22 protein-coding genes are annotated in these 25,407 nt (G+C 71.3%); 18 read left to right on the top strand and 4 right to left on the bottom strand.

The features are described from left to right. Positions 1 to 332 precede the first annotated feature (332 nt). The 7 genes from Aut01nite_RS38655 (at position 333) to Aut01nite_RS38625 (ending at position 10,660) form a co-directional block, all read left to right on the top strand. Positions 333 to 1,829: an amino acid permease gene (locus Aut01nite_RS38655; protein ID WP_043532611.1), complete on the top strand. Its 1,497-nt coding sequence runs from the start codon at positions 333 to 335 to the stop codon at positions 1,827 to 1,829. 95 nt (positions 1,830 to 1,924) lie between these two features. Beyond that, entirely contained in the window at positions 1,925 to 3,271 is a 1,347-nt protein-coding gene (locus tag Aut01nite_RS38650) for a glutamine synthetase family protein (protein WP_043532609.1), read from the top strand. 18 nt (positions 3,272 to 3,289) lie between these two features. Continuing rightward, entirely contained in the window at positions 3,290 to 4,651 is a 1,362-nt protein-coding gene (locus Aut01nite_RS38645) for an aldehyde dehydrogenase family protein (RefSeq protein WP_043532607.1), read from the top strand. A gap of 25 nt (positions 4,652 to 4,676) precedes the next feature. Beyond that, complete coding sequence (locus Aut01nite_RS38640; RefSeq protein ID WP_043532605.1) at positions 4,677 to 5,441, top strand: 3-oxoacyl-ACP reductase; 765 nt, start codon at positions 4,677 to 4,679, stop codon at positions 5,439 to 5,441. Between the two features lie 169 nt (positions 5,442 to 5,610). Beyond that, positions 5,611 to 6,306, top strand: coding sequence for a gamma-glutamyl-gamma-aminobutyrate hydrolase family protein (locus Aut01nite_RS38635; protein ID WP_052164528.1), 696 nt, complete (start codon positions 5,611 to 5,613; stop codon positions 6,304 to 6,306). A gap of 3 nt (positions 6,307 to 6,309) precedes the next feature. Continuing rightward, positions 6,310 to 7,047 (top strand): gamma-glutamyl-gamma-aminobutyrate hydrolase family protein, encoded by a 738-nt coding sequence (locus Aut01nite_RS38630; RefSeq protein WP_043532601.1) that lies wholly within the window; start codon positions 6,310 to 6,312, stop codon positions 7,045 to 7,047. Between the two features lie 70 nt (positions 7,048 to 7,117). Further along, entirely contained in the window at positions 7,118 to 10,660 is a 3,543-nt protein-coding gene (locus Aut01nite_RS38625) for a SpoIIE family protein phosphatase (protein ID WP_043532598.1), read from the top strand. On the opposite strand, the gene Aut01nite_RS38620 is transcribed toward Aut01nite_RS38625, so the two are convergent. After that, on the bottom strand, positions 10,647 to 10,961 hold the full coding sequence (locus tag Aut01nite_RS38620) for an STAS domain-containing protein (protein ID WP_043532596.1): 315 nt from the start codon (positions 10,959 to 10,961) through the stop codon (positions 10,647 to 10,649). The two genes, Aut01nite_RS38625 and Aut01nite_RS38620, sit on opposite strands and share 14 nt — an antisense overlap. A gap of 79 nt (positions 10,962 to 11,040) precedes the next feature. Between Aut01nite_RS38620 and map the strand changes: the two genes are divergently transcribed. Next, a complete protein-coding gene (map, locus tag Aut01nite_RS38615; protein WP_043532594.1) occupies positions 11,041 to 11,898 on the top strand; it encodes a type I methionyl aminopeptidase in 858 nt (285 codons plus the stop codon). A 6-nt stretch (positions 11,899 to 11,904) separates the two neighbouring features. Here the strand turns inward: map and Aut01nite_RS38610 are convergent, their stop codons facing one another. From Aut01nite_RS38610 to Aut01nite_RS38600, 3 genes are all read right to left on the bottom strand, one after another. Then, a complete protein-coding gene (locus Aut01nite_RS38610) occupies positions 11,905 to 12,612 on the bottom strand; it encodes a nucleotidyltransferase domain-containing protein (RefSeq protein ID WP_043532591.1) in 708 nt (235 codons plus the stop codon). A 101-nt stretch (positions 12,613 to 12,713) separates the two neighbouring features. Further along, on the bottom strand, positions 12,714 to 13,142 hold the full coding sequence (locus tag Aut01nite_RS38605; RefSeq protein WP_043532589.1) for a ferritin-like domain-containing protein: 429 nt from the start codon (positions 13,140 to 13,142) through the stop codon (positions 12,714 to 12,716). Positions 13,143 to 13,159: 17 nt separating this feature from the next. Beyond that, on the bottom strand, positions 13,160 to 13,612 hold the full coding sequence (locus Aut01nite_RS38600) for a hypothetical protein (RefSeq protein ID WP_052164527.1): 453 nt from the start codon (positions 13,610 to 13,612) through the stop codon (positions 13,160 to 13,162). A 138-nt stretch (positions 13,613 to 13,750) separates the two neighbouring features. Here Aut01nite_RS38600 and rimP point away from each other — a divergent pair, with 138 nt between their 5' ends. From rimP to truB, 10 genes are all read left to right on the top strand, one after another. Next, a complete protein-coding gene (gene rimP, locus Aut01nite_RS38595) occupies positions 13,751 to 14,377 on the top strand; it encodes a ribosome maturation factor RimP (protein ID WP_043532587.1) in 627 nt (208 codons plus the stop codon). Then, positions 14,374 to 15,393: a transcription termination factor NusA gene (gene nusA, locus Aut01nite_RS38590; protein ID WP_043532585.1), complete on the top strand. Its 1,020-nt coding sequence runs from the start codon at positions 14,374 to 14,376 to the stop codon at positions 15,391 to 15,393. The genes rimP and nusA overlap by 4 nt, the downstream gene beginning before the upstream one ends. Next, a complete protein-coding gene (locus tag Aut01nite_RS38585; protein WP_084000013.1) occupies positions 15,371 to 15,757 on the top strand; it encodes a YlxR family protein in 387 nt (128 codons plus the stop codon). The genes nusA and Aut01nite_RS38585 overlap by 23 nt, the downstream gene beginning before the upstream one ends. A 106-nt stretch (positions 15,758 to 15,863) precedes the next feature. Beyond that, positions 15,864 to 18,938 carry a translation initiation factor IF-2 gene (infB, locus tag Aut01nite_RS38580; RefSeq protein ID WP_204037900.1) on the top strand — a complete coding sequence of 1,025 codons (3,075 nt, stop codon included), beginning with the start codon at positions 15,864 to 15,866 and terminating at the stop codon, positions 18,936 to 18,938. Between the two features lie 187 nt (positions 18,939 to 19,125). Next, positions 19,126 to 20,145, top strand: coding sequence for a TRM11 family SAM-dependent methyltransferase (locus tag Aut01nite_RS38575; RefSeq protein ID WP_043532582.1), 1,020 nt, complete (start codon positions 19,126 to 19,128; stop codon positions 20,143 to 20,145). Positions 20,146 to 20,179: 34 nt separating this feature from the next. Next, positions 20,180 to 20,473 carry a DUF503 domain-containing protein gene (locus Aut01nite_RS38570; RefSeq protein ID WP_043532580.1) on the top strand — a complete coding sequence of 98 codons (294 nt, stop codon included), beginning with the start codon at positions 20,180 to 20,182 and terminating at the stop codon, positions 20,471 to 20,473. Positions 20,474 to 20,546: 73 nt separating this feature from the next. Then, complete coding sequence (rbfA, locus tag Aut01nite_RS38565; protein ID WP_043532578.1) at positions 20,547 to 21,011, top strand: 30S ribosome-binding factor RbfA; 465 nt, start codon at positions 20,547 to 20,549, stop codon at positions 21,009 to 21,011. Beyond that, on the top strand, positions 21,008 to 22,015 hold the full coding sequence (locus Aut01nite_RS38560; protein ID WP_043532576.1) for a DHH family phosphoesterase: 1,008 nt from the start codon (positions 21,008 to 21,010) through the stop codon (positions 22,013 to 22,015). Before rbfA ends, Aut01nite_RS38560 begins: the two co-directional genes overlap by 4 nt. Positions 22,016 to 22,520: 505 nt before the next feature. After that, positions 22,521 to 23,837, top strand: coding sequence for an MATE family efflux transporter (locus Aut01nite_RS38555; RefSeq protein ID WP_043532575.1), 1,317 nt, complete (start codon positions 22,521 to 22,523; stop codon positions 23,835 to 23,837). A 185-nt stretch (positions 23,838 to 24,022) separates the two neighbouring features. Next, the gene (gene truB / locus Aut01nite_RS38550) at positions 24,023 to 24,910 is read left to right on the top strand and encodes a tRNA pseudouridine(55) synthase TruB (RefSeq protein ID WP_043532571.1); all 888 of its coding nucleotides are present in this window, start codon (positions 24,023 to 24,025) and stop codon (positions 24,908 to 24,910) included. Positions 24,911 to 25,407: the final 497 nt, after the last annotated feature.

The following is a 25,407-nucleotide window of genomic DNA, read 5'->3' as shown; positions in this document are numbered from 1 at the left end:
AGTGCCAGTTGCGTTGCCGGCCGTGGCCGACTCCTTAACGGTAGGCCGGTCCCGGCGAGATTTCTAGAGTCGCCGCTGTAGATTTTTTCCGCTAAAAGTCTGACTGACCTGCGAGAACGCTGTGATCGAGAAGGCGGCGGCGCGGGGCGGGCGCTATGCCGAGAGAGAGGTGACCGCGCCCCGCGCCGCCGGCCCGGAGAGAGGTCCGGATGCCTTCGAGGCTCCCATCGGCGCTGGTTGGCGGCAATGCAATTAACGCTATGCATTGACTCCCGTAACACGGTGGAGCGAAGATCACCGCGTCAGTGGCTCAGGTCACATAGGAGGTCGTGATGAGTACCGACGAAGAACGACTCGCCCAACTCGGATACAAACAGGAACTCCACCGCCGGCTCTCCGGCTTCTCCAACTTCGCCGTCTCGTTCTCGATCATCTCGATCCTGGCCGGGGCGATCACCTCGTACGGCATCGCGATGAAGGCGGGCGGCCCGATCGCGATCACCCTCGGCTGGCTGTTCGTCGGCGTCATGGTGACCTTCGTGGCCCTGGCCATGGCCGAGGTCTGCTCGGCCTATCCGACCGCGGGCGCCCTCTACTGGTGGGCCGCCGCGCTGGCCAAACGGAACAAGCCCGCATGGGCCTGGTTCATCGGCTGGTTCAACTTCCTCGGCGAGGTCGCGGTGACCGCGGCCATCGACTTCGGTGCGGCGATCACCACGGCGGCGTTCCTCAGCCTCACGTTCGGGCTGGAGGTGACGGCGCTCTCCACGTTCGGGATCTTCCTGGTCATCATCGTCGTGCACGGGCTGCTGAACACCTTCGGCGTCAACCTGGTGCGCATCCTGTCCGACGTGAGCGCCTGGTGGCACCTGGTCGGTGTCGCGGTGATCGTCGGGATCCTCGTCGTCGTCCCGGATCAGCACAAACCGATCTCCGAGGTGTTCACCGAGGTCTACAACGCGACCGGCTTCACCTTTGCCGGCGCGGGCGTCTACGCGGTGCTGATGGGTCTGCTGATGGCGCAGTACACGTACACCGGCTACGACGCCTCCGCGCACGTCGCCGAGGAGACCCACGACGCCGCCAACGCCGCGCCCCGCGGCATCGTGATGTCGGTGGTCGTCTCGGTGATCGCCGGGTTCGTCCTGCTGGTCGCGATCACGTGGTCCATCACGGACTACGAGGGTGCTCTCGGCACCGATCTCGGCCTGCCCCCGGCGCAGATCTTCATCGACGCGGTCGGCCACGACCTGGGTGTGTTCCTGCTCTTCATCTGCATGGTGGCGCAGTGGTTCTGCGGCATGGCGTCGGTCACCGCCAACTCCCGGATGTCCTACGCCTTCGCCCGCGACGACGCGATCCCCGGTTCGCGGATCTGGAAGAGGGTCAACCCCCGCACCGGTACGCCCACCAACTCCATCTGGCTGTGCGTGACCCTCTCGACGATCCTGGTCCTGCCGTCGCTCTGGAACACCGTGGCGTACGCCGCGGCCACCTCGATCGCGGTGATCGGCCTGTACATCGCCTACGTGGGCCCGGTGCTGCTGCGGCGGCTCAGCACCGACTTCCGGCCCGGCCCGTGGAACCTCGGGAAATGGAGTGCCCCGATCGGCTGGATCGCGATCGTCTGGGTAGGTGTCATCTGTGTCCTCTTCGTGCTGCCGCCCACATCGCCGATCACCGCGGAGACCTTCAACTACACGATCGTCGCCGTGGCGGTGGTGCTCGGAGCGGCCGCGATCTGGTGGTTCGCGAGCGCCCGGAAGTGGTTCACCGGGCCGAAGCAGAACCTCCTGGAGAAGGCAGCCCACGGCGAGCCCACTGACTGAGGGTTGTTCATGACCTACCTTGACCAGCGGGTACGTGTGAGGCAGCGGCATACATCCACACCGTCATGAACAACCCTCACCGATAGGACTGATTCATGGATCTCGAGGAGCTCGACGTCTCCGTCGACAACGGCGGCATCGACACGGTGCTGCTGGCCCTGACCGACATGCAGGGCCGCCTGCAGGGCAAGCGGCTGCACGGGCGGTTCTTCCTGGACGAGGTGGTGTCCGGCGGCAGCGAGGGCTGCAACTATCTGCTCGCCGTCGACGTGGACATGAACACCGTCGACGGGTACGAGATGTCCTCCTGGTCCACCGGCTACGGCGACTTCGTGTTGAAGCCGGACTTCAGCACGCTGCGCCGGGTCCCGTGGCAGCCGGGCACCGCGCTGGTCCTCGCCGACCTGCTCGACACGTCCGGGCAGCCGGTGCCGGCCTCACCCCGGCAGATCCTGCGCCGCCAGCTGGACCGGCTGGCGGCGCACGGGCTGACGGCGTACGCCGGGACCGAGCTCGAGTTCGTCCTCTACAAGGACAGCTACGAGACGGCGTTCACCAAGGGCTACCGGGACCTCACGCCCGCCAATCAGTACAACGTGGACTACTCGCTGCTCGGCACCGCGCGGGTGGAGCCGCTGCTGCGGCGGATCCGCAACGAGATGTACGGCGCCGGCCTCGTCCCGGAGAGCGCCAAGGGCGAGTGCAACCTGGGCCAGCACGAGATCGCCTTCCGGTACGCCGAGGCGCTCACCGCCGCCGACAACCACGTGATCTACAAGAACGGGGCGAAGGAGATCGCCGCGCAGGAGGGCATGGCGCTCACCTTCATGGCCAAGCCCAACGAGCGGGAGGGCAATTCCTGCCACATCCACTTCTCGCTGCGCGACGAGAACGGCGGGTCGGCGATGCTCGGCGACGGGCCGGCCCATCTGAGCGAGACCGGGCAGCGGGTGCTGGCCGGGCTGCTCGCCACGATGCGCGAGTTCAGCCTTCTGTTCGCGCCGAACATCAACTCGTACAAGCGGTACCAGCCGGGCTCGTTCGCGCCGACGGCGCTGCGCTGGGGCGTCGACAACCGGACCTGCGCGCTGCGGATCGCCGGGCACGGGCAGGGCATGCGGGTGGAGAACCGGGTGCCGGGCGGGGACGTGAACCCGTACCTGGCGATCGCCGCGCTGGTCGCCGGGGCGCTGCACGGCATCGAGAACGAGCTGTCGCTGGAGGACGAGTTCCGCGGCAACGCCTACCACGACGAGACGGCCGGCCGGGTGCCGGGGACGCTGCGGGAGGCGCACGACCTGTGGGCCGCGAGCGAGATCGGCGCGTCGGCGTTCGGGGCGGACGTGGTGGCCCATTACGCCAACATGGCGCGGGTCGAGCTGGCCGCCTACGACGCCGTGGTCACCGACTGGGAGCTGCGACGCGGCTTCGAGCGCCTCTGAGTGTGTGAGGATCTTCGGGTGGGGACGACTGACGTGATCGACCCGGCGACGGGGGCGGTCTTCACGACCGTACCGTCGCTGGGTTCGGAAGAGACCGACGCGGCGATCGACCGTGCGGCGAAGGCCTTCGGCCAGTGGCGCCGGGTGGCGCCCGGTGATCGGGCGCGGCTGCTGCGCCGGTTCGCCACGGTGGTCGAGGAACACCTGGAGGAGCTGGCACTTCTCGAGGTACGCAACGCGGGTCACACGATCGGCAACGCGCGCTGGGAGGCGGGCAACGTCCGGGACGTGCTGAACTACTACGCGGGCGCGCCGGAGCGGCTCTCCGGCCGGCAGATCCCGGTGGCCGGCGGCGTCGACGTGACGTTCCACGAGCCGCTCGGCGTGGTCGGGATCATCGTGCCGTGGAACTTCCCGATGCCGATCGCCGGCTGGGGTTTCGCCCCGGCGCTCGCGGCCGGCAACACCGTGGTGCTGAAACCGGCCGAGTTGACCCCGCTGACCGCGATCCGGCTCGGTGAGCTGGCCCTCGAGGCGGGCCTGCCGGAGAACGTGTTCCAGGTGCTGCCGGGCAAGGGGAGCGTGGTGGGGCAGCGGTTCGTCACCCATCCGGCGGTGCGCAAGGTCTGCTTCACCGGTTCCACCGAGGTCGGTAAGTCGATCATGGCGGGCTGCGCCGACCAGGTGAAACGGGTGACCCTGGAGCTGGGCGGCAAGAGCGCCAACATCGTCTTCGCGGACGCCGACCTGGACGCCGCGGCCGCTGCCGCGCCCGGCGCGGTCTTCGACAACGCGGGCCAGGACTGTTGCGCCCGGTCCCGGTTGCTGGTCCAGGCTTCGGTGTACGACGAGTTCCTCGCCCGGCTCGAGCCCGCCGTCCGGGCGTTCCGGGTGCTGGACCCGTCCGACGACTCGTCGGAGATGGGCCCGCTGATCTCCGCCGGTCAGCGCGCCTCGGTGTCGTCCTATCTGGACGGCGCCGACCTGGCCTTCCAGGGCACGGCGCCGGACGGGGGAGGCTGGTGGTTCCCGCCGACCGTGCTGCTCGCGCGCTCCGCCGCCGACCGGCACTGGCGTGAGGAGATCTTCGGGCCGGTGGCGAGCGTGCTGCCGTTCCGGGACGAGGACGAGGCGATCCGGCTGGCGAACGACACCGAGTACGGGTTGTCCGGCTCGATCTGGACCCGGGACGTGGGCCGGGCCCTGCGCGTCTCGCGGGCCGTGGAGACCGGCGCGCTGAGCGTCAACAGCAACTCCTCGGTGCGCTACTGGACCCCGTTCGGTGGCATGAAGCAGTCCGGCCTCGGGCGCGAGCTCGGACCGGACGCATTGTCGTCCTTCACGGACGTGAAGAACGTGTTCCTGGCTACCGGGGAATAACGCGTTTACGCCTACAGGAGATCAAGTGGATCGTTTGCAGGACCGGGTCGCCGTGATCACCGGCGCCGGTAGCGGTATCGGATTGGCGACGGCACGGCGGTTCGCCGCCGAGGGCGCCCGAGTGGTCGCCGTGGACATCTCCGAGGACGCCGGCAAAGCCGTCGCCGAGGAGGTCGGCGGCGAGTTCGTGGCCTGCGACGTCAGCGAGGAGGAGCAGGTCAAGGCGCTCTTCGACGGGGTCGTGCAGCGGCACGGGCGGGTCGACATCGCCTTCAACAACGCCGGCATCTCCCCGCCGGACGACGACTCGATCCTGGTCACCGGCCTGGACGCGTGGGAGCGCGTGCTCAAGGTCAACACCACGAGCGTCTTCTTCTGCTGCAAGTACGCGATCCCGCACATGCAGCGGCAGGGCAAGGGCTCGATCATCAACACCGCGTCGTTCGTCGCCCTGCTCGGCGCCGCGACCTCGCAGATCGCCTACACCGCGAGCAAGGGCGGCGTCCTGGCGATGACCCGGGAGCTGGGCGTCCAGTTCGCCCGTGAGGGCATCCGGATCAACGCCCTCTGCCCCGGCCCGGTGGCCACCCCGCTGCTCATGGAGTTGTTCGCCAAGGACCCGGAACGGGCCGCCCGCCGGCTGGTGCACGTGCCGATGGGCCGGTTCGCCGAACCCGCGGAGATCGCTGCCGCGGTGGCGTTCCTGGCCAGTGACGACGCGTCGTTCATGACGGCTTCGCAGTTCGTCGTCGACGGCGGCATCACCGGGGCGTACGTAACTCCGCTCTGAGGTTTAACGACCCGCTACGGTGGGGATGGAACCTCATACGCCCAGTTCAACAAGGTGTGTGGGGTCGAATCCCCGCCTGTACGGTCGAGTCCCCGTGCGGGTGGGACAGAGGGGCCCGTGACGCGGCGCCGGTTCTCCGGCGCCGCGCGCCTGTGACTACGGTGGTGCGATGCGTCCGATCATCGGCATAACGTCCTATGTGCTTCCGGCCACGTGGGGCGTCTGGGCCGATCTGCCCAGCGCGCTGGTGCCGCACGACTACGCCGAGGCGGTGCGCCTGGGCGGTGGCCGGGCGGTGCTGCTGCCGCCGGACGACCTCGACGCCGACGTGCTGGAGCGGCTGGACGGCCTGGTGCTGGCCGGCGGCCCCGATCTCGAGCCGTCGCTGTACGGCCAGGAGACCGGCCGGTACACCGTGACGCACCCGGAGCGGGACACCGCCGAGCTGCTGCTGCTCCGCGCGGCCCTGGACCGGGACATGCCGGTGCTCGCCGTGTGCCGCGGCATGCAGCTGCTCACCGTCGCGGCCGGTGGCGCCCTGCACCAGCACCTGCCGGACGTGCTCGGCCACGAGAAGCACCGGCCGGGCCCGGGCGTCTACGGTTCCCAGTCCGCCGGGTTCGCCCCCGGCAGCCGGATCGCCACCCTGATGGGTGACGACACGACCATCAACTGCTTCCATCACCAGGGCGTCGCCGACCCCGGCTCACTGACGGTGACGGGGTGGGCCGAGGACGGCCTGCCCGAGGCGGTCGAGGACACCCGGCGGCGGTTCGTCCTCGGGGTGCAGTGGCACCCCGAGGTCAGCCGTGACCGCCGGCTCTTCGGCGCCTTGGTGGCGGCGGCGACCGAAGGAGATCCCTGAGACATGCGCAGACCGCTGATCGGCCTCACCGCCTACGCCGAACAGGTTCAGTACGGCCGGAACGACCTGGTGGCGGGAATGCTCCCGATGACCTACGTGAAGGCGGTGCACGCCGTCGGCGGCCGGGCCGTCCTGATCACCCCCGACGACCCCGGCACCGACGTGATCGAGTCGCTCGACGGGATCGTGTTCTGCGGTGGCGGGGACATCGATCCGGTGAACTGGGGCGCCCCGCCGCACCCGGCCACCGAGGTGGACAAGGTCCGCGACACCTCCGAACTGATGCTGATGCGTGCCGCCCTGGAGGCCGGCCTGCCGATGCTCGGGGTCTGCCGGGGCATGCAGCTGATGGCCGTGGCCACCGGCGGCTCGCTGCACCAGCACCTGCCGGACCTGGTCAACCACGAACGGCACCGGGCCGCGACCGGCACCGACCCGCTCGCCGCCGGCGCCTCCGACTACGGCCGGCACGACGTGGTCGTCGAGGACGGCTCGCTGGCGTACCGGCTGTTCGGCCGTTCCCTCACGGTGAACTCGTTCCACCACCAGGCGGTCGCTGATCCGGGTGAGTTCCTCCCGGTCGGCTGGTGCCCGGACGATCGGGTGGTGGAGATCGTCGAGCATCCGGGCCAGGCGTTCGCGCTGGGCGTGCAGTGGCATCCGGAACGCACCTCCGACCTGCGGTCGTTCGCCGCGCTGGTGGAGGCGGCGGTCCGGGGCCGGGCGGTCGCGGCGGCCTGACGTTCCGGGCGCGCCCGCCGCCACGGTGTTAACGTGCCTGGCGGATCCCGGTGAGTTTCAGGAGGCACGCATGGGCGCCCTGCCGAGGCGGCTGAGCAATGCCTTCGCACGGGGCGGCGAGATGGGCGCCCGGATGTCCGCACTGGACTGGTCCGGCACCGCGGTCGGCGACCCGTCCTCGTGGCCGCGCGAGCTCGTCGACGCGGTCGCCACGATGCTGGCGTCGCGAGCGCAGATCGTCCTGTTCTGGGGCCCGGAGTACGTGACGTTCTACAACGACACCTACGCCCAGACGATGGGCGGCAAGCACCCCGGTTTCCTCGGGCGCCCGGGCCGGGAGCTGTGGGGCGAGATCTGGGACGTGCTGCGCGAGCTGTTCGACGGGGTGATCGCCAACGATCGGGCGTTCTACGCTCGGGACCACCTGTTCATGATCGAGCGGTACGGGTTCCTCGAGGAGACGTACTTCGACATCTCCTACGACCCGGTCCGTTCCGACGACGGCGTGCCCGGCGGGGTCCTGTGCATCGTCAACGAGACGACCGGCCGGGTGCTCGGCGAGCGCCGGGTGCGGACCCTGAGCGCCCTCGGCCGGCGCCTGGCCGACTCGCCCGACGAGACCGCGCTCGCCGCCGACACCGCCGCCGTGCTCACCGGCGACGCCGAGGACGTGCCGTTCGCCGCGCTGATCCTGGACGACCCCGACCCGCACCCGGCGATCCGGGCGGTGATCACCACCGGCCGTCCCGGCCGGATCCCGCTGGCCGAGGTGACCCGGCCGGCCCCCTCCGCCGCCGAGGAGGCGCTGGTCCTGCCGGTCCGGGCGGGCGCGGACACGGCCGGGGCCCTGGTCCTCGGGGTGAGCCGGTACCTCGCGCTGGACGACGGCTACCGCGACTTCCTCGACCTCGCGACGGCGCAGATCGCGCGGGCGGTGACCAACCTCCGGGCGTACGAGCAGGAGCGCCGCCGGGCCGCCGAGCTGGCCGTGCTGGATCAGGCGAAGACCAACTTCTTCTCCAACGTCAGCCACGAGTTCCGTACCCCGCTGACCTTGATCCTCGGTCCCCTGGAGGACCTCCTCGACGACCCCGCCGTGGCCGGGTCGTTGCACGACCGTCTGGTCCCGGTGCACCGCAACGGGCTGCGCCTGCTCAAGCTGGTCAACACGGTGCTGGACTTCTCCCGGATGGAGTCCGGCCGGGCCCGGGCCGTCTACCGGCCCACCGATCTGGCCGGGCACACCGCCCGGCTGGCGCAGACGTTCCGGCCGGCCGTCGAGCGGGCCGGGCTGGCGCTCACCGTGGACACCCCGCCGCTGGCCGAGAGCGTCCACGTCGACCACGAGCTCTGGGAGAAGATCGTCTTCAACCTGCTCTCCAACGCGGTGAAGTTCACCCGGGAGGGCGGTATCGAGGTGCGGGTCCGGTCCGCCGAGGGGTGGGCCGAGCTGATCGTCCGGGACACCGGCGTGGGTATCTCGGAGGAGGAGCAGGGCAAGCTGTTCGACCGCTTCCACCGGGTCACCGGGGCCTGGTCGCGCAGTCACGAGGGCACCGGGATCGGGCTGGCGCTGGTCCGGGAGCTGGCCGGGCTGCACGGCGGATCCGTCGCGGTGCGCAGCCGGCCGGGGCAGGGCAGCGAGTTCACCGTGCGGATCCCGTACGGAACCGCCCACCTTCCCGTCGACCGGGTCAGCGACGATCCGGCGGCGTCCGGCGACCCGGTCGAACCGCGGCTGTGGGTCGACGAGGCGACCTGGTGGGCCGGTGACGGCCCGGACCTGCCGCAGCCGGGACCCGAGGCGCCGGGCGGCCGGATCCTGTTCGCCGACGACAACGCCGACCTGCGCGAGCACGTGTCCCGGCTGCTGCGGCCGTACTGGGAGGTGGCGACCGCGGTGGACGGGGTGACGGCCCTGGAGCTGGCCCGGGAGCAGCAGTTCGACCTGGTGCTCACCGACGTGATGATGCCCCGGCTGGACGGGTTCGGCCTGATCCGGAAGTTGCGGGCGGACGCGCGTACCCGGGATGTGCCGATCGTGGTGCTCTCCGCCCGGGCGGGGGAGGAGCCCGCGGTCGAGGGCCTCGCCGCCGGCGCCGACGACTACCTGGTCAAACCGTTCTCCACTCGCGAACTGATCGCCCGGGTCCGGGCCAACCTGGAGCTGGGCCAGCTGCGCCGGGAGATCGTCAGCCGGCTGCGCGGGCTCGCCGACGCGGCGGTCGCCCTCAACGCGGTCCCCACCACCGGCGAGGTGCTCGACGTCGCGGCCCGGCACGTGCAGGCCATGACGTCAGCCGGCCGGGTGGTTCTGACCACTCCCGAGGGACGGGCCGAACGTGACGGCGGCGCGGCCGCCTCGGCGTCGCCGGACGTGGTGCTGCCGCTGCCGGACACCGGCGGGCCGCCGCTGGGTGAGCTGCTGGTGTGGTCCGGCTCCGGTGGGCCGGCCGACCCTGCGGTGCTCACCCAGCTGGCCCGGCTGATCGGGTTGCGGCTGGCCAACGCCCGGCTCTACGAGAGCGAGCACCGGATCGCCTCCACCCTGCAGCACAGCCTGCTGCCGCAGACCCTGCCGCGGGTGCCGGGCGCCATCGTGGCCGGCCGGTACGTGCCGGGAAGCAGCGAGGCCCGGGTCGGCGGCGACTGGTACGACGTGATCGTCGGCCCCGACGGTGAGTTGTTACTGGTCATCGGCGATGTGGTGGGCAAGGGCGTGCAGGCCGCCGCGGGCATGGGCCAGCTGCGCAACGCGCTCCGGGCGTACCTGCTGGAGGGTTTCGACTGCGGCACCGCGCTGAGCCGCCTGAACCGGCTCGTCGACACGCTCGGGCGGCGGCAGTTCGCGACGGTGCTCTGCGTCGGGTTCGACCCGCGGACCCGCCGGGTGCGGTTCTCCTCGGCCGGGCATCCGTCCCCGGTGCTGTGCCCGCCGGGCGAGCTGGGCACCTTCCTGTACGACACCGCGCTGGGCCCGCCGATCGGGGCGCTCGGCGCCGTCACCTATCCGACCCGGGAGACCTGGCTGGCCGCCGGCACCCGGCTGCTGCTCTACACCGACGGGCTCATCGAGGACCGCCGGCAGGGCATCGACGAGGGCCTCGCCGAACTGATCGTGGACGTCGCGAAACCCACCGAACACGTCGACGACCTGCTGGACGACCTGCTGGCCAAGGCGTCCCGGCGGACCCGCCGCGACGACATCGCCCTGGTCGCCCTGGAGGTCACCGAGCCACGCGAGTTCGTGCTGCGGCTGCCCGCCGAACCGGACCGGCTCACCGTGCTGCGCCGGCGCCTGGAGGACTTCCTGGCCGCCCACGGCGTGCTCGAGGCCGACGCCTTCGACCTGATCATGGCGGTCTCCGAGGCGGCCGCCAACGCGATCGAGCATCCGGTCGACCCGGCCGAGCCGGTGATCACCGTGACCGCGTCGCGGCAACCGGACGCGGTGCTGGTGACCGTCCGTGACACCGGCAGCTGGCGGCCCGCCACCGAGCCGGGATTCCGCGGCCGCGGTCTCGCCCTGATCGGGGCGCTCACCGAGCTGTCGGTGCACCGTTCCCCGGAGGGCACCGAGGTCACCCTGCGGCGGCCGCTCAGCCCACCCTGAGCCACGGCTGGGAGCCCAGCCCGGAGATGTCCAGCACCCGCTGCACCCGCTCCGACGGCAGGACCTCCAGCGTGCCCGGATAGTGCTCGGCCAGGCGGACCAGAGTGTGGATGGCGGCCGAGTCGAAGAAGGTGACCGCCCGCAGGTCCACCGTGGCGGCCCGGGCGGGGCCGGGCGTGGCGGCCCGGAAGAGCTCCCCGGCGGTCGCCATGTCGACCTCGCCGGTCACCGTCACGGTGACGCGGTCGCCGTCGACCTCGCCCACCGCGGAGAAGTCCGGGTCCACACCCTCTTGATCCACCAGAACACGATTTCACAGGGGTCCGGGGGCGGCAAGGACGGGGCGGGTCGGTGCTCTCCCGGGCGGATAGGCTGTGGACATGACCGTACGTGCCCCACTCGTGCCGGGAAGGCAATCGCCCCAGCGACCGGTCCCCGCGCAGATCGTCCGTCCCGAGTACGTCGGCAAGAAGAGCCCGAAACAGTGGCGCGGCTCCCACGTCCAGACCGCCGAGACGATCGAGAAGATGCGCATCGCCGGGCGGATCGCGGCACAGGCCACCCAGCTGGCCGGTGAGCACTGCAAGCCGGGCGTGACCACCGACGAGATCGACCGGGTGGTGCACGAGTTCCTGCTCGACCATCACGCGTACCCGTCGACCCTGGGTTACAAGGGCTTCCCGAAATCCTGCTGCACGTCACTCAACGAGGTGATCTGCCACGGCATCCCGGACTCCACCGTGCTGGAGGACGGCGACATCATCAACGTCGACGTCACGGCCTACCTGAACGGGGTGCACGGCGACACCGACGCCACGTTCTGCGTGGGCGAGGTCAGCGAGGAGGCCCGCCTGCTGGTGGAGCGGACCCACGAGGCGATGATGCGGGGCATCCGCGCGGTCGCCCCGGGCCGCCCGGTCAACGCGATCGGCCGAGTCATCTCGGCGTACGCGCGGCGTTTCGGCTACGGCGTGGTGGAGGACTTCACCGGCCACGGGATCGGCGAGGCCTTCCACTCCGGGCTCTACATCCCGCACTACGACAAGCCCGACCTCAAGATCGTGATGGAGCCGGGCATGACGTTCACCATCGAGCCGATGATCACCCTCGGCACCCACGACTACGAGATCTGGAAGGACGGCTGGACCGTCGTCACCAAGGATCGCCGGTGGACCGCCCAGTTCGAGCACACCCTCGTGGTGACCGACGACGGTTACGAGATCCTGACCCTGCCCTGAGCCCGCTCAGTCGAACAGCGCGCCGAGCCGGCCGTCCACCGGCCGGCCGCGCGCGGTCAGCTCCTCCGCCTGATACTTCAGGATCGCGCCGAGCTCCTGCATGTCGGCCGCGGCCACCCCGGTGTGCTTGACCGCGTCGACGGTGCTGCGGAAATGGGTGTGCGTCAGCAGGCCGGCGACCAGCGCGGTGTGCAGGCGGGCCTGGGCCATCAGGATCAGGGCGGCGTCGGTGTCGTACCACTGGGCGAGCCGGGCGGCCCGGGTGTGCGCGCCGCCGGCGATCGCCCAGTTGTGCCGGGCCAGGCCGGTGAACTCCATCGGCCGGGCCTCGGAGAGCAGGTTGAGGTGGGCCTCCCGCCGGTCCTTGAACCAGTCCTCCGGGTCGTGCAGCGGGAACGTGGTGATGAAGGCGTCGGCCAGCAGCGGCCAGTTCGGCGTCAGCGACCGGGCCTGGCCCAGCCCCTCCTCGGCGGTCACCACCCGCAGGTCGACCGGGATGCCGTCGACGCGTCGCTGGGTGGGTTTCGGCCCGGTCTTGGGCCGGTAGGTGACCACGATCACGTTCACGTCGCTGCTGTCGGTGTCGTCGCCGTGCGCCATCGAACCGCACAACCCGACGGCCTTGACCTCGGCCGGCCAGCGCTCCAGGATGGCGTCGCGCAGCCGGATCGCGAGTGAACCGCGAGGCGTGGAGGCGTCGAGCTCGGCGATCACGCCCTCATTCTCCGCTATTCCCGTCGTCGGTCGACCCCGTTCCGGTCCCCGGGGCGCCCGTTCCGTGTTCCCGGGCGGCCGGTCATGCCCCGGGCGGCCGGTCATGCTCCCGGGCGGCCGGGAAAAGCCAGGGTCAGCGGTACGGCCCCCGCGATCCGCCGCCACCGGGTCGCACGAACCGCGGAGTCGGTCAAATGCGACAGGGCCTCGACGCGCTCCGTGTTCTCGGTGACCGGCAGCAGCGCCCGCCACGCCTGGGCCACCCCGTCCTCCACGTGGATCGCCAGGTCCAGCGCGGTCGCCCGGTCGGTGACCTCGAACGGCAACGCGTACGCCGCGGGCGCCGCGGGCACGGTGGCCTTGAGCTCGTCCAGGCGGGCCACCAGGTCGTCCCGACGGACCCGGTGCTCCTGCTCGGCGGCGCGCGCCCGGGACACCTCGTCGGAGCCGGTCAGATGCACGCCGATCACGCCGTACGCATAGATGGCCGCCTCCTCGGCGGCGAGGGCGGCGGCGAGTTGTTCGGTCACGCCGGAACCCTAACCGGTCAGCGCAGCCCCTCGGCATGCGTGGCACGACAGGCGGCGATCGAGCCGGTCAGGGCGGCCCGTGCGGCCGGGGCCGCCTTGCAGGCCGCGACCGCGGTCTTCTGCGCCGCCAGCTCCGCCTTACGCAGCGTGGCCGCGGTCTCCGCCGCGCCGGCGCCGGCCGAGGCGGACGGGGCGGCCGACGGCGGTGTCGCGCCGATCACCTTCGCCAGCTCGGCGGCGTGCGCCCGGTGGTCCTCGGCCATCGGGGTGAGCCGGGCGGCCAGAGCGGGTTGCGCGAGGATCGCCCGGTCGTACGCCGCGGCCAGCGCGAGAGCCTCGTCCAGCAGGGGTTGCAGGGGATCCGGAGCGGGATCCGGCGCCGGTTCCCCGTCGAGGAGGCCGCAGCCGGCCAGCGCGGCCGAGCCGGCCGCCGCCGCACCCAGGAAGACCCGCCGTGAGTGATTGCGCACCCGGCCAGTCAACCATTCGGAGCGGCGCTGCTCCGCCCCGCCCACCGGCGCGTTACGCTCAGGGTCAGCCGCGGGGCCGCAAAGTGCCCGGCGGCATATAGTCGTTCCTGCGAGAAAGCTAGTGAGAGGTCGAGCCCGATGACGCAGCGTGGTCGCGCCGGGGCCCGGCCCGGTGGTCGCCCCGGCACCCGGCGTAACCGGCCGGAGCCGGAGAACCGGACCCCAGTCCCGCCCCGTGTCGATCTGAGCGCCGCTCGCGCCCGGATCCGTGAGGTGGTCGAGCCGGTGGTCACCAAGGCCGGTTACGACCTGGAGGACCTGCACCTGTCCCGGGCCGGCCGCCGGTTCGTGGTGCGGGTGCTCGTCGACACCGACGGTGGTGTCGGCCTGGATGACGTGGCGGCGATCTCCCGGGAGATCTCCGAGGCGCTCGACACGGCCGAGGAGGCCGGCGGCGAGCTGCTCGCGGGGGAGTACCAGCTGGAGGTCGGCTCGCCCGGGGTGGACCGGCCGCTCACCGAGCCCCGGCACTGGCGGCGCAACATCGGCCGGCTGGTCGAGGTCGGCGGCGTGGTGGGCCGGGTGACCGCCACCAGCGACGCCGGCGTGGTGCTGGACGTCGACGGGACCACCCGTGAGCTGGCATGGGCCGGTCTCGGGGCGGGCAAGGTCCAGATCGAGTTCAAGCGTATGGACGAGGCCGACTTCGGTGACGACACCGAGGACGACGACGAAGACGACGACGAAGGGGAGGGCGAGGAATGAACATCGACCTCGCGGCGCTGCGCGCCCTGGAGCGCGAGCGGGAGATCCCGTTCGAGACCATTCTGGCGGCGATCGAGACCGCTCTGCTGACCGCCTACCGGCACACCGAGGGCGCCGAGAGCCACGCCAGGGTGGAGATCGACCGTAAGAGCGGCGTCGCCTCGGTGCTGGCGCAGGAGTTCGACGCGGACGGCACCCTGGTCCGCGAGTGGGACGACACCCCGCACGACTTCGGCCGGATCGCGGCGATGACCGCCAAGCAGGTGATCCTCCAGCGCCTGCGGGAGGCGACCGACGAGCAGCACTTCGGGGAGTACGCGGGCCGCGACGGCGACCTGGTCACCGGTGTGGTGCAGGCCGACGCCGCCCGCGCCGAGAAGAACATCGTGACCGTCGACCTCGGCAAGCTGGAGGCGGTGCTGCCGCAGTCCGAGCAGGTGCCGGGCGAGGCGCCGTACCAGCACGGGACCCGGATCCGCTGCATCGTGGTGCACGTGGCGAAGGGTTTCCGCGGCCCGCAGATCACCCTGTCCCGCTCACACCCGGCCCTGGTGAAGAAGCTGTTCGCCCTCGAGGTGCCGGAGATCGCCGACGGCACCGTGGAGATCGCCGCGATCGCCCGTGAGGCAGGTCACCGGACGAAGATCGCGGTGCGATCGGCCGTTGCGGGCGTGAACGCCAAGGGCGCCTGTATCGGCCCGATGGGCCAGCGGGTGCGGGCCGTCATGAGCGAGCTGCACGGCGAGAAGATCGACATCATCGACTGGTCGGACGACCCGGCCAAGTTCGTCGGCAACGCGCTCTCCCCGGCCAAGGCGCTGCGGGTCGAGGTGGTCGACCTGGCCAGCCGGACGGCCCGGGTCACCGTGCCGGATTTCCAGCTCTCGCTGGCGATCGGCCGGGAGGGTCAGAACGCTCGGCTGGCCGCTCGGCTGACCGGCTGGCGCATCGACATCCGGCCGGACAGCGAGCCCGCCGGAGTCTCGGACCGTGATGCGGCCGAGGCGGGGAACTGACCGGATACGCGTCCGGCGCGATCGAGGGGTAGACTTGGACTCGGTCGGCCCGACGCGAACCTGTGTCGGATGCCGCAACCGCGCGCCGGCCGACTCATTGCTGCGGTTCGTCGCGGCAGGAACTGGGGATGATCTCCGGCTTCTGCCCGATCCAAAGCGCCGGCTGCCGGGCCGGGGAGCACACTTGCATCCCGATCCGGCCTGCTTCGCACAGGCAGAGCGGCGTCGCGCCTTCGGGCGTGCGTTGCGACTCACTGGATTTGCTAACCCCGAGCTGCTTGCGGAGCACATCCGCACGGTCTCCGTGCCGTGTGGAACCAACGATGACGGGACGTTGTCGCCCCGTCACGACTTAGCAAGGTAGGACGACCCAGATGAGCACACGATGAAGTCCCTGAAATGACCAGGCTTCTAGTGCACGAGTGAGGTCTGTGCGGGTGCGCTCGCACGACCTCGAAGTGAGGAGTGCAGTGCCAGGAAAGGCCCGCGTACACGAGCTCGCCAAAGAGCTCGGGGTCGACAGCAAGTCCGTTCTCGCCACGCTCAAAGAGATGGGCGAGTTCGTCAAATCCGCGTCTAGCACCGTCGAGGCCCCGGTGGCCCGGCGGCTTCGCGACGCCCTGCAGCAGGGTGGCGCCGCTCCGGCGTCGCCGTCCGCTCCGGCGTCCAGCGCTCCCGCCCCCTCGGGCGGCCCGAGCGCCTCTCCCTCCCCCCGTCCGGGACCGCCGATGGGCCGGCCGCAGCCGCCCCGTCGTCCGGGCCCGCCGCAGGGTGGAGCGCCCAGCAACACTCCTACGTCCCCGGCGCCTTCGCCCGGCCCGTTCGTGCGGCCGAAGCCCCCGGTTCCCGGCCGTCCGGGCCCCACGCCCGGCCCGGTCACCAAGCCGGCCAGCGCGCACGACATCGAGGTGGCGGCCGCCGAGGCGCGCGCCTCGGCGCTGAAGGCGGAGCAGGAGGCCGCGGTCAAGGCCGCGCAGGCAGCCCGCACCCGTGACGCCGAGCGCAAGCAGGGTTCGCCGGAGAGCGGCACCCCGCAGCCGTCCCGCCGTCCGGGTCCCGGTCAGGGTCCCGGCAACATCCCGCCGCGTCCGGGTTCCCCGGCCGCCGGCCGTAACGCGACGCCGGGTGCTCCCGGTGGTCCCCGTCCCGGCCCCGGTGGCGGCGCTCCGCGGCCGCCCGCGCGTGGTCCGGGCAACAACCCGTTCGGTGTCTCCGGTGGTGGCGCTTCGCGTCCGTCGCCGGCCTCGATGCCGCGTCCCAACCAGCCCGGCATGCCGCCGCGGCCGAGCCCTGCCTCGATGCCGCCGCGGCCCAGCCCCGCCTCGATGCCTTCGCAGCGTCCCGCCGGTCCCGGCGCGGGCCGTGGCGGCCCCGGCGGCGGCGCAGGCCGTCCCGGTGGTCCGGGCGGTGGCCGTGGTGGTCCCGGCGGTGGCGGTGGCGGTTTCCGTCCCGGTGGTGGCGGCGGCGCTGGTGGCGGTTTCCGTCCCGGTGGTGGCGGCGGCGCTGGTGGCGGTTACCGGGGTGGTCCCGGTGGCGGCACCGGTGGCCCGGTCGGCGCCGGCGCTCCGGGTCGTCCCGGTGGCGGCGGTCCCGGTGGCCGTGGCCGTGGCGGTGGCGCGGCGGGTGCCTTCGGGCGTCCCGGCGGCCGGCCGACGCGTGGCCGCAAGTCGAAGAAGCAGAGGCGTCAGGAGTTCGACAACCTGTCCGCTCCGCAGATGAGCTCCGGTGCTCCTCGCGGTAACGGCCAAGAAGTCCGGATGTCTCGCGGCTCGTCGCTCTCCGACTTCGCCGACAAGATCAACGCGAACCCGGGCTCGCTCGTCCAGGAGATGTTCAACCTGGGTGAGATGGTGACCGCCACGCAGTCGGTGTCCGACGACACCCTGCTGCTGCTCGGTGAGCACCTGGGCTTCACCGTGGTGATCGTCAGCCCCGAGGACGAGGACCGCGAGCTGCTCGCGCAGTTCGACATCGACCTCGACGCCGAGATCGCTGAGGACCGCCTGGTCACGCGGCCGCCGGTGGTGACCGTCATGGGTCACGTCGACCACGGTAAGACGAAGCTGCTCGACGCGATCCGCAAGACCAACGTGGTCGCCGGCGAGGCGGGTGGCATCACCCAGCACATCGGCGCCTACCAGGTCGTCGTCCCCCACCAGGGGGAGGACCGGGCGATCACCTTCATCGACACCCCGGGTCACGAGGCGTTCACCGCCATGCGTGCCCGTGGCGCCAAGGTCACCGACATCGTGATCCTGGTGGTCGCGGCCGACGACGGCGTCATGCCGCAGACGGTCGAGGCGCTCAACCACGCCAAGGCGGCCGACGTGCCGATCGTGGTCGCGGTGAACAAGGTCGACAAGCCGGACGCCAACCCGGACAAGGTCCGGCAGCAGCTGACCGACTACGGCCTGCTCGCCGAGGAGTACGGCGGCGACACCATGTTCGTCAACGTCGCGGCCAAGCCCGGCATCGGCATCGACGACCTCCTCGAGGCCGTCCTGCTGACCGCCGACGCGGCGCTCGAGCTGACCGCCCCGATCGACGGCCCCGCCCAGGGTGTCGCGGTCGAGGCGCACCTGGACAAGGGTCGCGGCGCCGTGGCCACCGTCCTGGTGCAGAAGGGCACGCTCCGGGCCGGCGACTCGATCGTGGCCGGTGGCGCGCACGGTCGCGTCCGGGCCATGCTCGACGAGCACGGCAACCAGGTGTCCGAGGCGCGTCCGGCGCGTCCGGTCCTGGTGCTGGGTCTGACCTCGGTGCCGAGCGCGGGCGACACGTTCCTCGCGGCTGAGGACGACCGCACGGTGCGGCAGATCGCCGAGCAGCGGCAGGCTCGCCGTCGTGCGGCGACCTTCGCCAACTCGAGCCGCCCGAAGACGCTCGACGAGATGATGCGCGACATCAAGGAGGGCGAGAAGGCTTCGCTCACCCTGGTCATCAAGGGCGACGGCTCCGGTTCGGTCGAGGCCCTCGAAGAGGCGCTGTTCAAGATCGAGATTCCGGACGAGATCCAGCTCAAGGTCATCCACCGCGGCGTCGGTGCGATCACCGAGAGCGACGTCAACCTGGCGTCGGCCTCGTCGGAGCAGACCGCCACGATCATCGGCTTCAATGTCCGGGCCTCGAACAAGGTCAAGGAGATGGCCGACCGCGCCGGCGTGGAGATCCGCTACTACAGCGTGATCTACCAGGCCATCGAGGAGATCGAGGCGGCTCTCAAGGGCCTGCTCAAGCCGGAGTACGAGGAGGTCGAGCTGGGCACCGCGGAGATCCGCGAGGTCTTCCGCTCGTCCAAGATCGGTCTCATCGCCGGTTGTGTGGTGCGGTCGGGTCTCATCCGCCGCAACGCGAAGGCTCGCATCATCCGCGAGGGCACGGTCGTGGCGGACAACGTCTCGATCAGCTCGCTCAAGCGGTTCAAGGACGACGCCACCGAGGTCCGCGAGGGCTTCGAGTGTGGTCTGACGCTCCAGGGTTACGGCTCGCCGCAGGTCGGCGACGTCATCGAGACCTGGGAGATGCGCGAGAAGCCGCGGGCGTAAGCTTCGCGATTTCCAGCGGCCCCGGTGCTACGGCACCGGGGCCGCTGCCTCGTTCCGCGCCTGGCTTCCGGCGCCGCTCAGCCGTCCGGAAGTCACACGCTCCCGGCCGCTCAGCCGTCCGGAAGTCACACGCTCCCGGGTCACCCCGCTCGCCGGTGGACACTGCCGGTGCTGGGAGGATGGCGGCATGTCCCGCTACGCCATGCTGCTCGCGCCCTCCGCCAACCGCGTCTACGCCGACCAGGCGTCCCGCATCGCCCAGGCGGAGCTGGCCGCGTTCGGGCCGGTGCTGTCGTCGGGGCTGGCCGACGTCGAGGTGACCGTCCTCGGCGGGGTGGAGTACCTGACGTTCGAAGGCTCGCTCAGCGAGCGCGACATCGCGTACCTCTCGAATCTGTCCGCCGCCTATGCGCTCTTCGAGCGGGCCGGCGAGGAGCTGCTGCGCCCGCTGACGCTCAGCCCGCTCGCGGTCTACGACAGTGACCTGATCACCATCCCGAAGTACGCCGGCAAGACCAACGAGCAGTTCACCAAGCTGGTGCTGAACCTCACGGTGCTCGCCTCCGCGTCCGCCGGCCGGATGCTCGACGGGGATCTCACCGTCCTGGACCCGCTCTGCGGCCGGGGCACCACACTCAACCAGGCGCTGATGTACGGCTACGACGCCATCGGTGTGGAGATCGACGGCACCGACCTCGAGGCGTACAAGCTGTTCCTCCAGACCTGGCTCAAGATCAAGCGTCTGAAGCACACGTCCGAGATGGTGCCGATGCGCGCCAACGGCAAGCGGACCCGTCGCCTGGAGGTGCGACTCGCCCCCACCAAGGACGACTTCAAAGCGGGCGCGCAGACCCTGGCCGTGATCCAGGGTGACACCACCGATCTGGACGGGCTGCTCGGCCGGAACCTCGCCGACGTGCTGGTCGCCGACCTGCCCTACGGTGTCGCGCACGGCAGCCACGACGGTGAGGGCAGGATCACCCGGAGCCCGCTCGACCTGCTGGAGCGGGCCGCTCCCGAGTGGCTGCCGCGGCTGCGCCCGGGTGGCGCGATCGGCCTGTCCTGGAACACCAAGGTGGCCGGGCGTGAGCAGGCCGAGGACATCCTGCTGGCCAACGGGCTGGAGCTGGTCGAGCACCTGCCGCTGTCGCACCGGGTGGACCAGGGCATCGAACGCGATGTGCTGGTGGCGCGTAAATCCGGCTGACCGCGGGGGCGCGGCGGGCGTACCCTGCTCGCTGATGTATACCGAGACCGCAGTCTTCGACCTGCTCCTGCCCGGTGACTCGCAGTCGCTGAAGCAGAAGCGTTCCTACGTCCGCCCGATCATCGCGATGCTGAAGAAGTACGAGGTCAGCGTCGCCGAGGTGGGTTTCCACGACCTGCATGGCCGCGCTCTGATCGGGGTAGCCGTGGTGGCGGGAGAGCCCGCTCAGGCCCGTGCGGTCGTCGACACCTGTGAGAACCAGGTGGCCGGCCGTCCCGAGATCGAGCTGCTCTCCGTCAAGCGTCGGCTGTACGGCGACGACGATTAGGCGGTAGGTACGCTTCAGCAGTTAAGGGCGGGAGCGGTACGACCCGCGGGATACACAGTCGGAGGTGGGCGATATGTCTGACCCAGCCAAGACGCGCCGGCACGCGGAGCGCATCAAGGAGCTGGTGGCCCGGCTGGTGCGGGAGATCAAGGATCCCCGCCTCGGCATGGTGACGATCACGGACGCCCGGATCACCGGAGACCTGCGCGAGGCCACGGTCTTCTACACCGTTCTCGGGGACACCGCCGAGCAGGCCTCGACCGCCGCGGCCCTGGAGAGCGCCAAGGGGATGCTGCGCAGCCGTGTCGGGCACGCCCTGGGCCTGCGGCACTCGCCGAGCCTGACGTTCGTGCTCGACAACGTGCAGACCCACGTCAAGGAGATCGACGACCTGCTCGCGCAGGCGCGGCACAAGGACCAGGAGGTCCAGCGTCTTGCGGCCGGCGCGAAGTACGCCGGGGACCCCGACCCGTACAAGGTCGAGGAAGACGACGAGGACGAGGCCGAGACGGTCGGAGCCCGCGAGGACAACGGGTGACCCTGTCCGGCCCGACCGCCGAGCATTGGGCGGCCGCGGTCGAGGCGGTCCGCTCGACCGGGGCCGACGACGAGATCCAGCTCATCTGCCACGTGAACCCGGACGGGGACGCGCTCGGCAGCATGCTGGGGTTCGGGCTCGGGCTGCGGCGTCTGGGGTTCACCAGGGTTCGGGCGACGTTCCCCGGCGACTTCGTGGTGCCGGAGCCGTACCGTCTTCTTCCCGGTTCTGATCTGCTGGAGCCGGAGGCGTTCAGCGAACCGCGCCTGGTGATCGTCTTCGACGTGGCGAGCGAGTCGCGCCTCGGCGCGCTCGCGAGCCGCGTCGCGGCCGCCCCGGCCAGCGTGGTGCTCGACCACCACGCGTCGAACACCGGGTTCGGCGGTGTCCGGCTCGTCGACCCGCACGCGGCGGCGACGTCGGTGGTCGCCGAAGGGCTGCTCAGCCGCCTGAAGGTGCCGCTGGACGCGGAGATCGCCGAGTGCTTCTACGTCGCTCTGGCGACCGACACCGGGTCGTTCAAGTTCGACATGACCACGGTATCGGTTCATGAGCTGGCGGCGCGGCTGATCGCCACCGGGATCCGGCCGGGGGAGATCTCCCGGCGGATCTTCGACAGCCGGCCGTTCGGGGCGATGAAGCTGACCGGTGAGGTGATCGGGCGGGCGGTGCTGGACGAGTCGGCAGCCGGCGGGCGCGGCATGGTCTGGACCTACGCCACCCTCGCCGACCTGGAACGACACGGGCAGCCGCCGTACGTCCTGGACAGCCTCATCGACCCGGTGCGCTCGGTGGCCGAGGCGGACGTGTCGGTGGTGGTGAAGCAGGTCGCCACCGGCGAATGGTCGGTGTCCCTGCGCAGCAAGGGCGCGGTCGACGTGAGCGGCGTCGCGGTGGCCCAGGGTGGCGGCGGGCATCGGCTGGCCGCCGGATTCACCGGGTACGGAGAAGCCGCCGACGTGGTGGCCACGGTGCGTCGCCTTCTTGACGAACACTTGAACTGATCGATGTCCGCCCTGCTGAGCGGGGGTCCCCTGAACGGGTGGCCCCCGCTTTTCACGTCCCGGATCGCGGGAACCAGCCCTGCGAACCGGTGACTGAACGTTAGTTTGGGCCTGAACGGTTGTTTGGTCTCGTGCGGCCGCCACCGACACGCCAGCCGCGAGACCTCGAGCCACCCGGGCCCACCGGCCCGGTCGAGTCACCCGCGCCACAAGCCCCGGCGATCCCGGGCCGGCCGGTGACTCCCGCTCGACCGTCGGGCGCCCCGTGCCACGGTGCGCCCGCACCCGCATCCGCACCGTCGCTGCGGCATGCCCCCATCTGTTGGAAGGAAGCCCTCTCATGGCTGCCAAGCCCGAGCCGAAGCCCGCCGACGACGCCGCCGAGCAGGCCCGCCGTGCCCTCCAGACATCCATGGACACGCGGCAGTAATCGTGTTCTAAGGGGCCACTGTAAGTAAGAGGGATCATTGTGGCCCTTACCCGTAGGCGGGCATCATGGGAAACCATGAGCCCGCCTGCCGCGCAGCCGACCGCGACCGCCCGCCGGATCGCCGGTCTGGCACTACCTGCGCTCGTGGTGCTCGCCGCCGAGCCGCTCTACGTCCTGGTCGATACCGCCGTGGTCGGTCATCTCGGTTCGGTTCCGCTCGCCGCCGTCGCCGTCGGCGGGACCGTGATGTCGTTCGCCGTCTGGTTCGGCACCCTCATGGCGTACGGAAGCACCGGCCGCGCCGCCCGCCGCTTCGGCGCCGGGGACCGGGCCGCCGCCGTCGCCGAAGGAGTCCAGGCGTCCTGGCTCGCCCTCACCGCCGGGGTCGTCCTCGCGGTGCTCGGCGTCACCTTCGCCGGTCCGCTCGCCGGCCTGCTGGCCGGTGACCCACGCACCGCCGAGGCCGCCGCCGGATGGCTCCGGATCGCCGCGCTGGGCGCGCCCGGCCTGCTGCTCGCCGCCGCCGGGAACGGCTGGATGCGCGGCGTCCAGGACACCCGCCGCCCCCTCTGGATCGTGCTCGGCGCCAACGTGCTCTCCGCCATCCTCTGCCCGGTGCTGGTCTATCCCGCCGGCCTCGGCCTGACCGGCTCCGCCATCGCCAACGTCACCGCCCAGACCGTCGGCGGCGCCCTCTTCCTGCTCGCCCTGATCCGCGAGACCCGGGCCCTGCGGCCCGTCCCGCCGATCATCGTCCAGCAGCTGGTGCTCGGCCGTGACCTGCTGATCCGCGGCGCCGCCTTCCAGGCCTGCTTCCTCTCCGCGACCGCCGTCGCGTCCCGGTTCGGCATCGCCGCCGTCGGCGCCCACCAGATCGCCCTGCAACTCTGGTTCTTCGCCGCCCTGGCCCTCGACGCCGTCGCGATCGCCGCGCAGTCCATGGTCGGCGCCGCCCTCGGCGCCAGCAACACCGCCGAAGCCCGCGACGTGGCCCGCCGTGTCACCGTGGCCGGCGGCATCGCGGCAGTGCTCTTCGCCGCCCTGGCCGCCGCCGGCTCCTCGGTCGTCCCCGGCTGGTTCACCCCCGACGAGTCGGTGCACGCCCAGGCCGCCGTCATCTGGCCGTGGTTCGTCTGCCTGCTCCCGTTCGCCGGCGTCGTCTACGCCCTGGACGGGGTGCTGATCGGCGCCGGTGACGTCGCCTTCCTCCGTACCCTGACGATCCTGTCGGCGCTGCTCTGCTTCCTGCCGGTGATCTGGCTCTCGTACGCCTTCGACTGGGGCCTCGCCGGCATCTGGGCCGGTCTGGGGCTGTTCACCGTCGCCCGTTTCGCCGGCCTGACCTGGCGCTGGCGCTCACCCCACTGGCTGATCCCCGGCGCGACCCGCTGACCCCGCCACTCGCTGACCCCGCCACTCTCACCTCCGGCTCCGAACTCCGGCCTTTCCGGAGGCCGGCCGCGGGGCGGTTACGGGAAAGCCGGGCGGCCACGGGAAAACCGGGGCGATGGGAAGGCCGGGCGGGGATGGGCCGGGCGGTGAGGGGAGGCGTACACGGGTGGAAATAGGGTGGGTGGGTGAACACGGACGGACTGATCGTGGTGGACAAACCGGCGGGGATGACGTCGCACGACGTCGTCGCCCGGATTCGGCGGCTGGCGAAGACCCGGCGAGTCGGGCACGGGGGCACGCTGGACCCGATGGCCACCGGTGTCCTGATCATCGGCGTCAACCGGGCGACCCGCCTGCTGACCTATGTGATCGGTTCGGAGAAGAGCTACACCGCGACGATCCGTCTCGGCCAGTCCACGATCACCGACGACGCCGAGGGTGAGGTGACCGCGACCACTCCGGCGGGCGCGGTGACCGACGAGGCGATCCGTTCCGGTCTGGCCGCCCGGACCGGCGAGATCGATCAGGTCCCCAGCGCGGTCAGCGCCATCAAGATCAATGGCGAGCGCGCCTACAAGCGGGTCCGCGAGGGCGAGACCGTCGAGATCCCCGCCCGCCGGGTGACCGTGCACCGTCTCGACGTCCTGGACATCCGCCGCCCGGAGAACCCGGACGTGATCGACGTGGACATCGACGTCACCTGCTCCTCGGGAACCTACATCCGCGCCATCGCCCGCGACCTCGGCACGACCCTCGGCGTCGGCGGCCACCTGACCGCGCTCCGCCGTACCGCCGTGGGAACCATGACCCTCGACACCGCCGCCACCCTCGCCGACCTGGAGGAACGCGCCCCCGACGTGATCGGCCTCCCGCTCTCCGAAGCCGCCCGCCGATCGTTCCCCCAGCGCACCGCCACCGACGACGAGACCCGCATCCTCCGTCACGGCGGTCCCCTCGCCCCCGCCGGAATCGACGGCCCCTACGCCGTCTTCGACCCCTCCGGCGAGGTCCTGGCCATCGTCAGCGAACGTGCCGGCCGCGCCCGCGCCGAAATCGTCCTCTCGCCCGCCTGACCCGCCCGGCCGTCGGTTCCCTTCGGCTCACGGTCACCCCGGATCCGCGAGGCGTGCGGGCGCGACGTCGCTGCCGCGCCTCCCGGATTCCGGTCCTTCCCCACCCCGATGTCGTACGCACGTCGCCGCCCCCGCCCAGCACAACCGTTCCGCCGTCTCCGCGCGAGGTGGTCCCGGGTCGAGGCCGCGACGCGGCCACCGGGCTGAATGCGGTGGTTCCGGCCCTATCGAACGTACGGCCATGCGGACCACTCACGGTGATCCCGGACAGAGACCACAGCACACCGATCGTGTCCGGCCCGGACTGCCCGCGCAGCGTCGGATCTTGCCCGGCCGGCCCTCACCGCTGTCTCCCGCGTCTTGAGACAGCGGTGCGAACCGGCCGCGGTTTTCTGGCTGGTCGCACCGCTGTCTCGGCGACTCCGAGACAGCAGTGACCCTGCTGGCTGATTCGCCGCCCCTCTTGTCGATCGTGGAGATTGCGCTGTCCGCCCCAC

This window comes from Actinoplanes utahensis, assembly GCF_016862455.1.
In the GTDB taxonomy this organism is placed as follows: Bacteria; Actinomycetota; Actinomycetes; order Mycobacteriales; family Micromonosporaceae; genus Actinoplanes; species Actinoplanes utahensis.
The sequence above is the reverse complement of the archived record's forward strand: the minus strand, read 5'-3'. Positions and strand labels throughout refer to the sequence as shown.

What these genes read in the sequence shown, in the direction of transcription:
- Aut01nite_RS38655 (WP_043532611.1), top strand. Translation starts at nt 333, where the DNA reads ATGAGTACCGACGAAGAACGACTCGCCCAACTCGGATACAAACAGGAA.
- Aut01nite_RS38650 (WP_043532609.1), top strand. Translation starts at nt 1,925, where the DNA reads ATGGATCTCGAGGAGCTCGACGTCTCCGTCGACAACGGCGGCATCGAC.
- Aut01nite_RS38635 (WP_052164528.1), top strand. Translation starts at nt 5,611, where the DNA reads ATGCGTCCGATCATCGGCATAACGTCCTATGTGCTTCCGGCCACGTGG.
- Aut01nite_RS38630 (WP_043532601.1), top strand. Translation starts at nt 6,310, where the DNA reads ATGCGCAGACCGCTGATCGGCCTCACCGCCTACGCCGAACAGGTTCAG.
- Aut01nite_RS38625 (WP_043532598.1), top strand. Translation starts at nt 7,118, where the DNA reads ATGGGCGCCCTGCCGAGGCGGCTGAGCAATGCCTTCGCACGGGGCGGC.
- map (WP_043532594.1), top strand. Translation starts at nt 11,041, where the DNA reads ATGACCGTACGTGCCCCACTCGTGCCGGGAAGGCAATCGCCCCAGCGA.
- rimP (WP_043532587.1), top strand. Translation starts at nt 13,751, where the DNA reads ATGACGCAGCGTGGTCGCGCCGGGGCCCGGCCCGGTGGTCGCCCCGGC.
- nusA (WP_043532585.1), top strand. Translation starts at nt 14,374, where the DNA reads ATGAACATCGACCTCGCGGCGCTGCGCGCCCTGGAGCGCGAGCGGGAG.
- Aut01nite_RS38585 (WP_084000013.1), top strand. Translation starts at nt 15,371, where the DNA reads ATGCGGCCGAGGCGGGGAACTGACCGGATACGCGTCCGGCGCGATCGA.
- Aut01nite_RS38575 (WP_043532582.1), top strand. Translation starts at nt 19,126, where the DNA reads ATGTCCCGCTACGCCATGCTGCTCGCGCCCTCCGCCAACCGCGTCTAC.
- Aut01nite_RS38570 (WP_043532580.1), top strand. Translation starts at nt 20,180, where the DNA reads ATGTATACCGAGACCGCAGTCTTCGACCTGCTCCTGCCCGGTGACTCG.
- rbfA (WP_043532578.1), top strand. Translation starts at nt 20,547, where the DNA reads ATGTCTGACCCAGCCAAGACGCGCCGGCACGCGGAGCGCATCAAGGAG.
- Aut01nite_RS38555 (WP_043532575.1), top strand. Translation starts at nt 22,521, where the DNA reads ATGAGCCCGCCTGCCGCGCAGCCGACCGCGACCGCCCGCCGGATCGCC.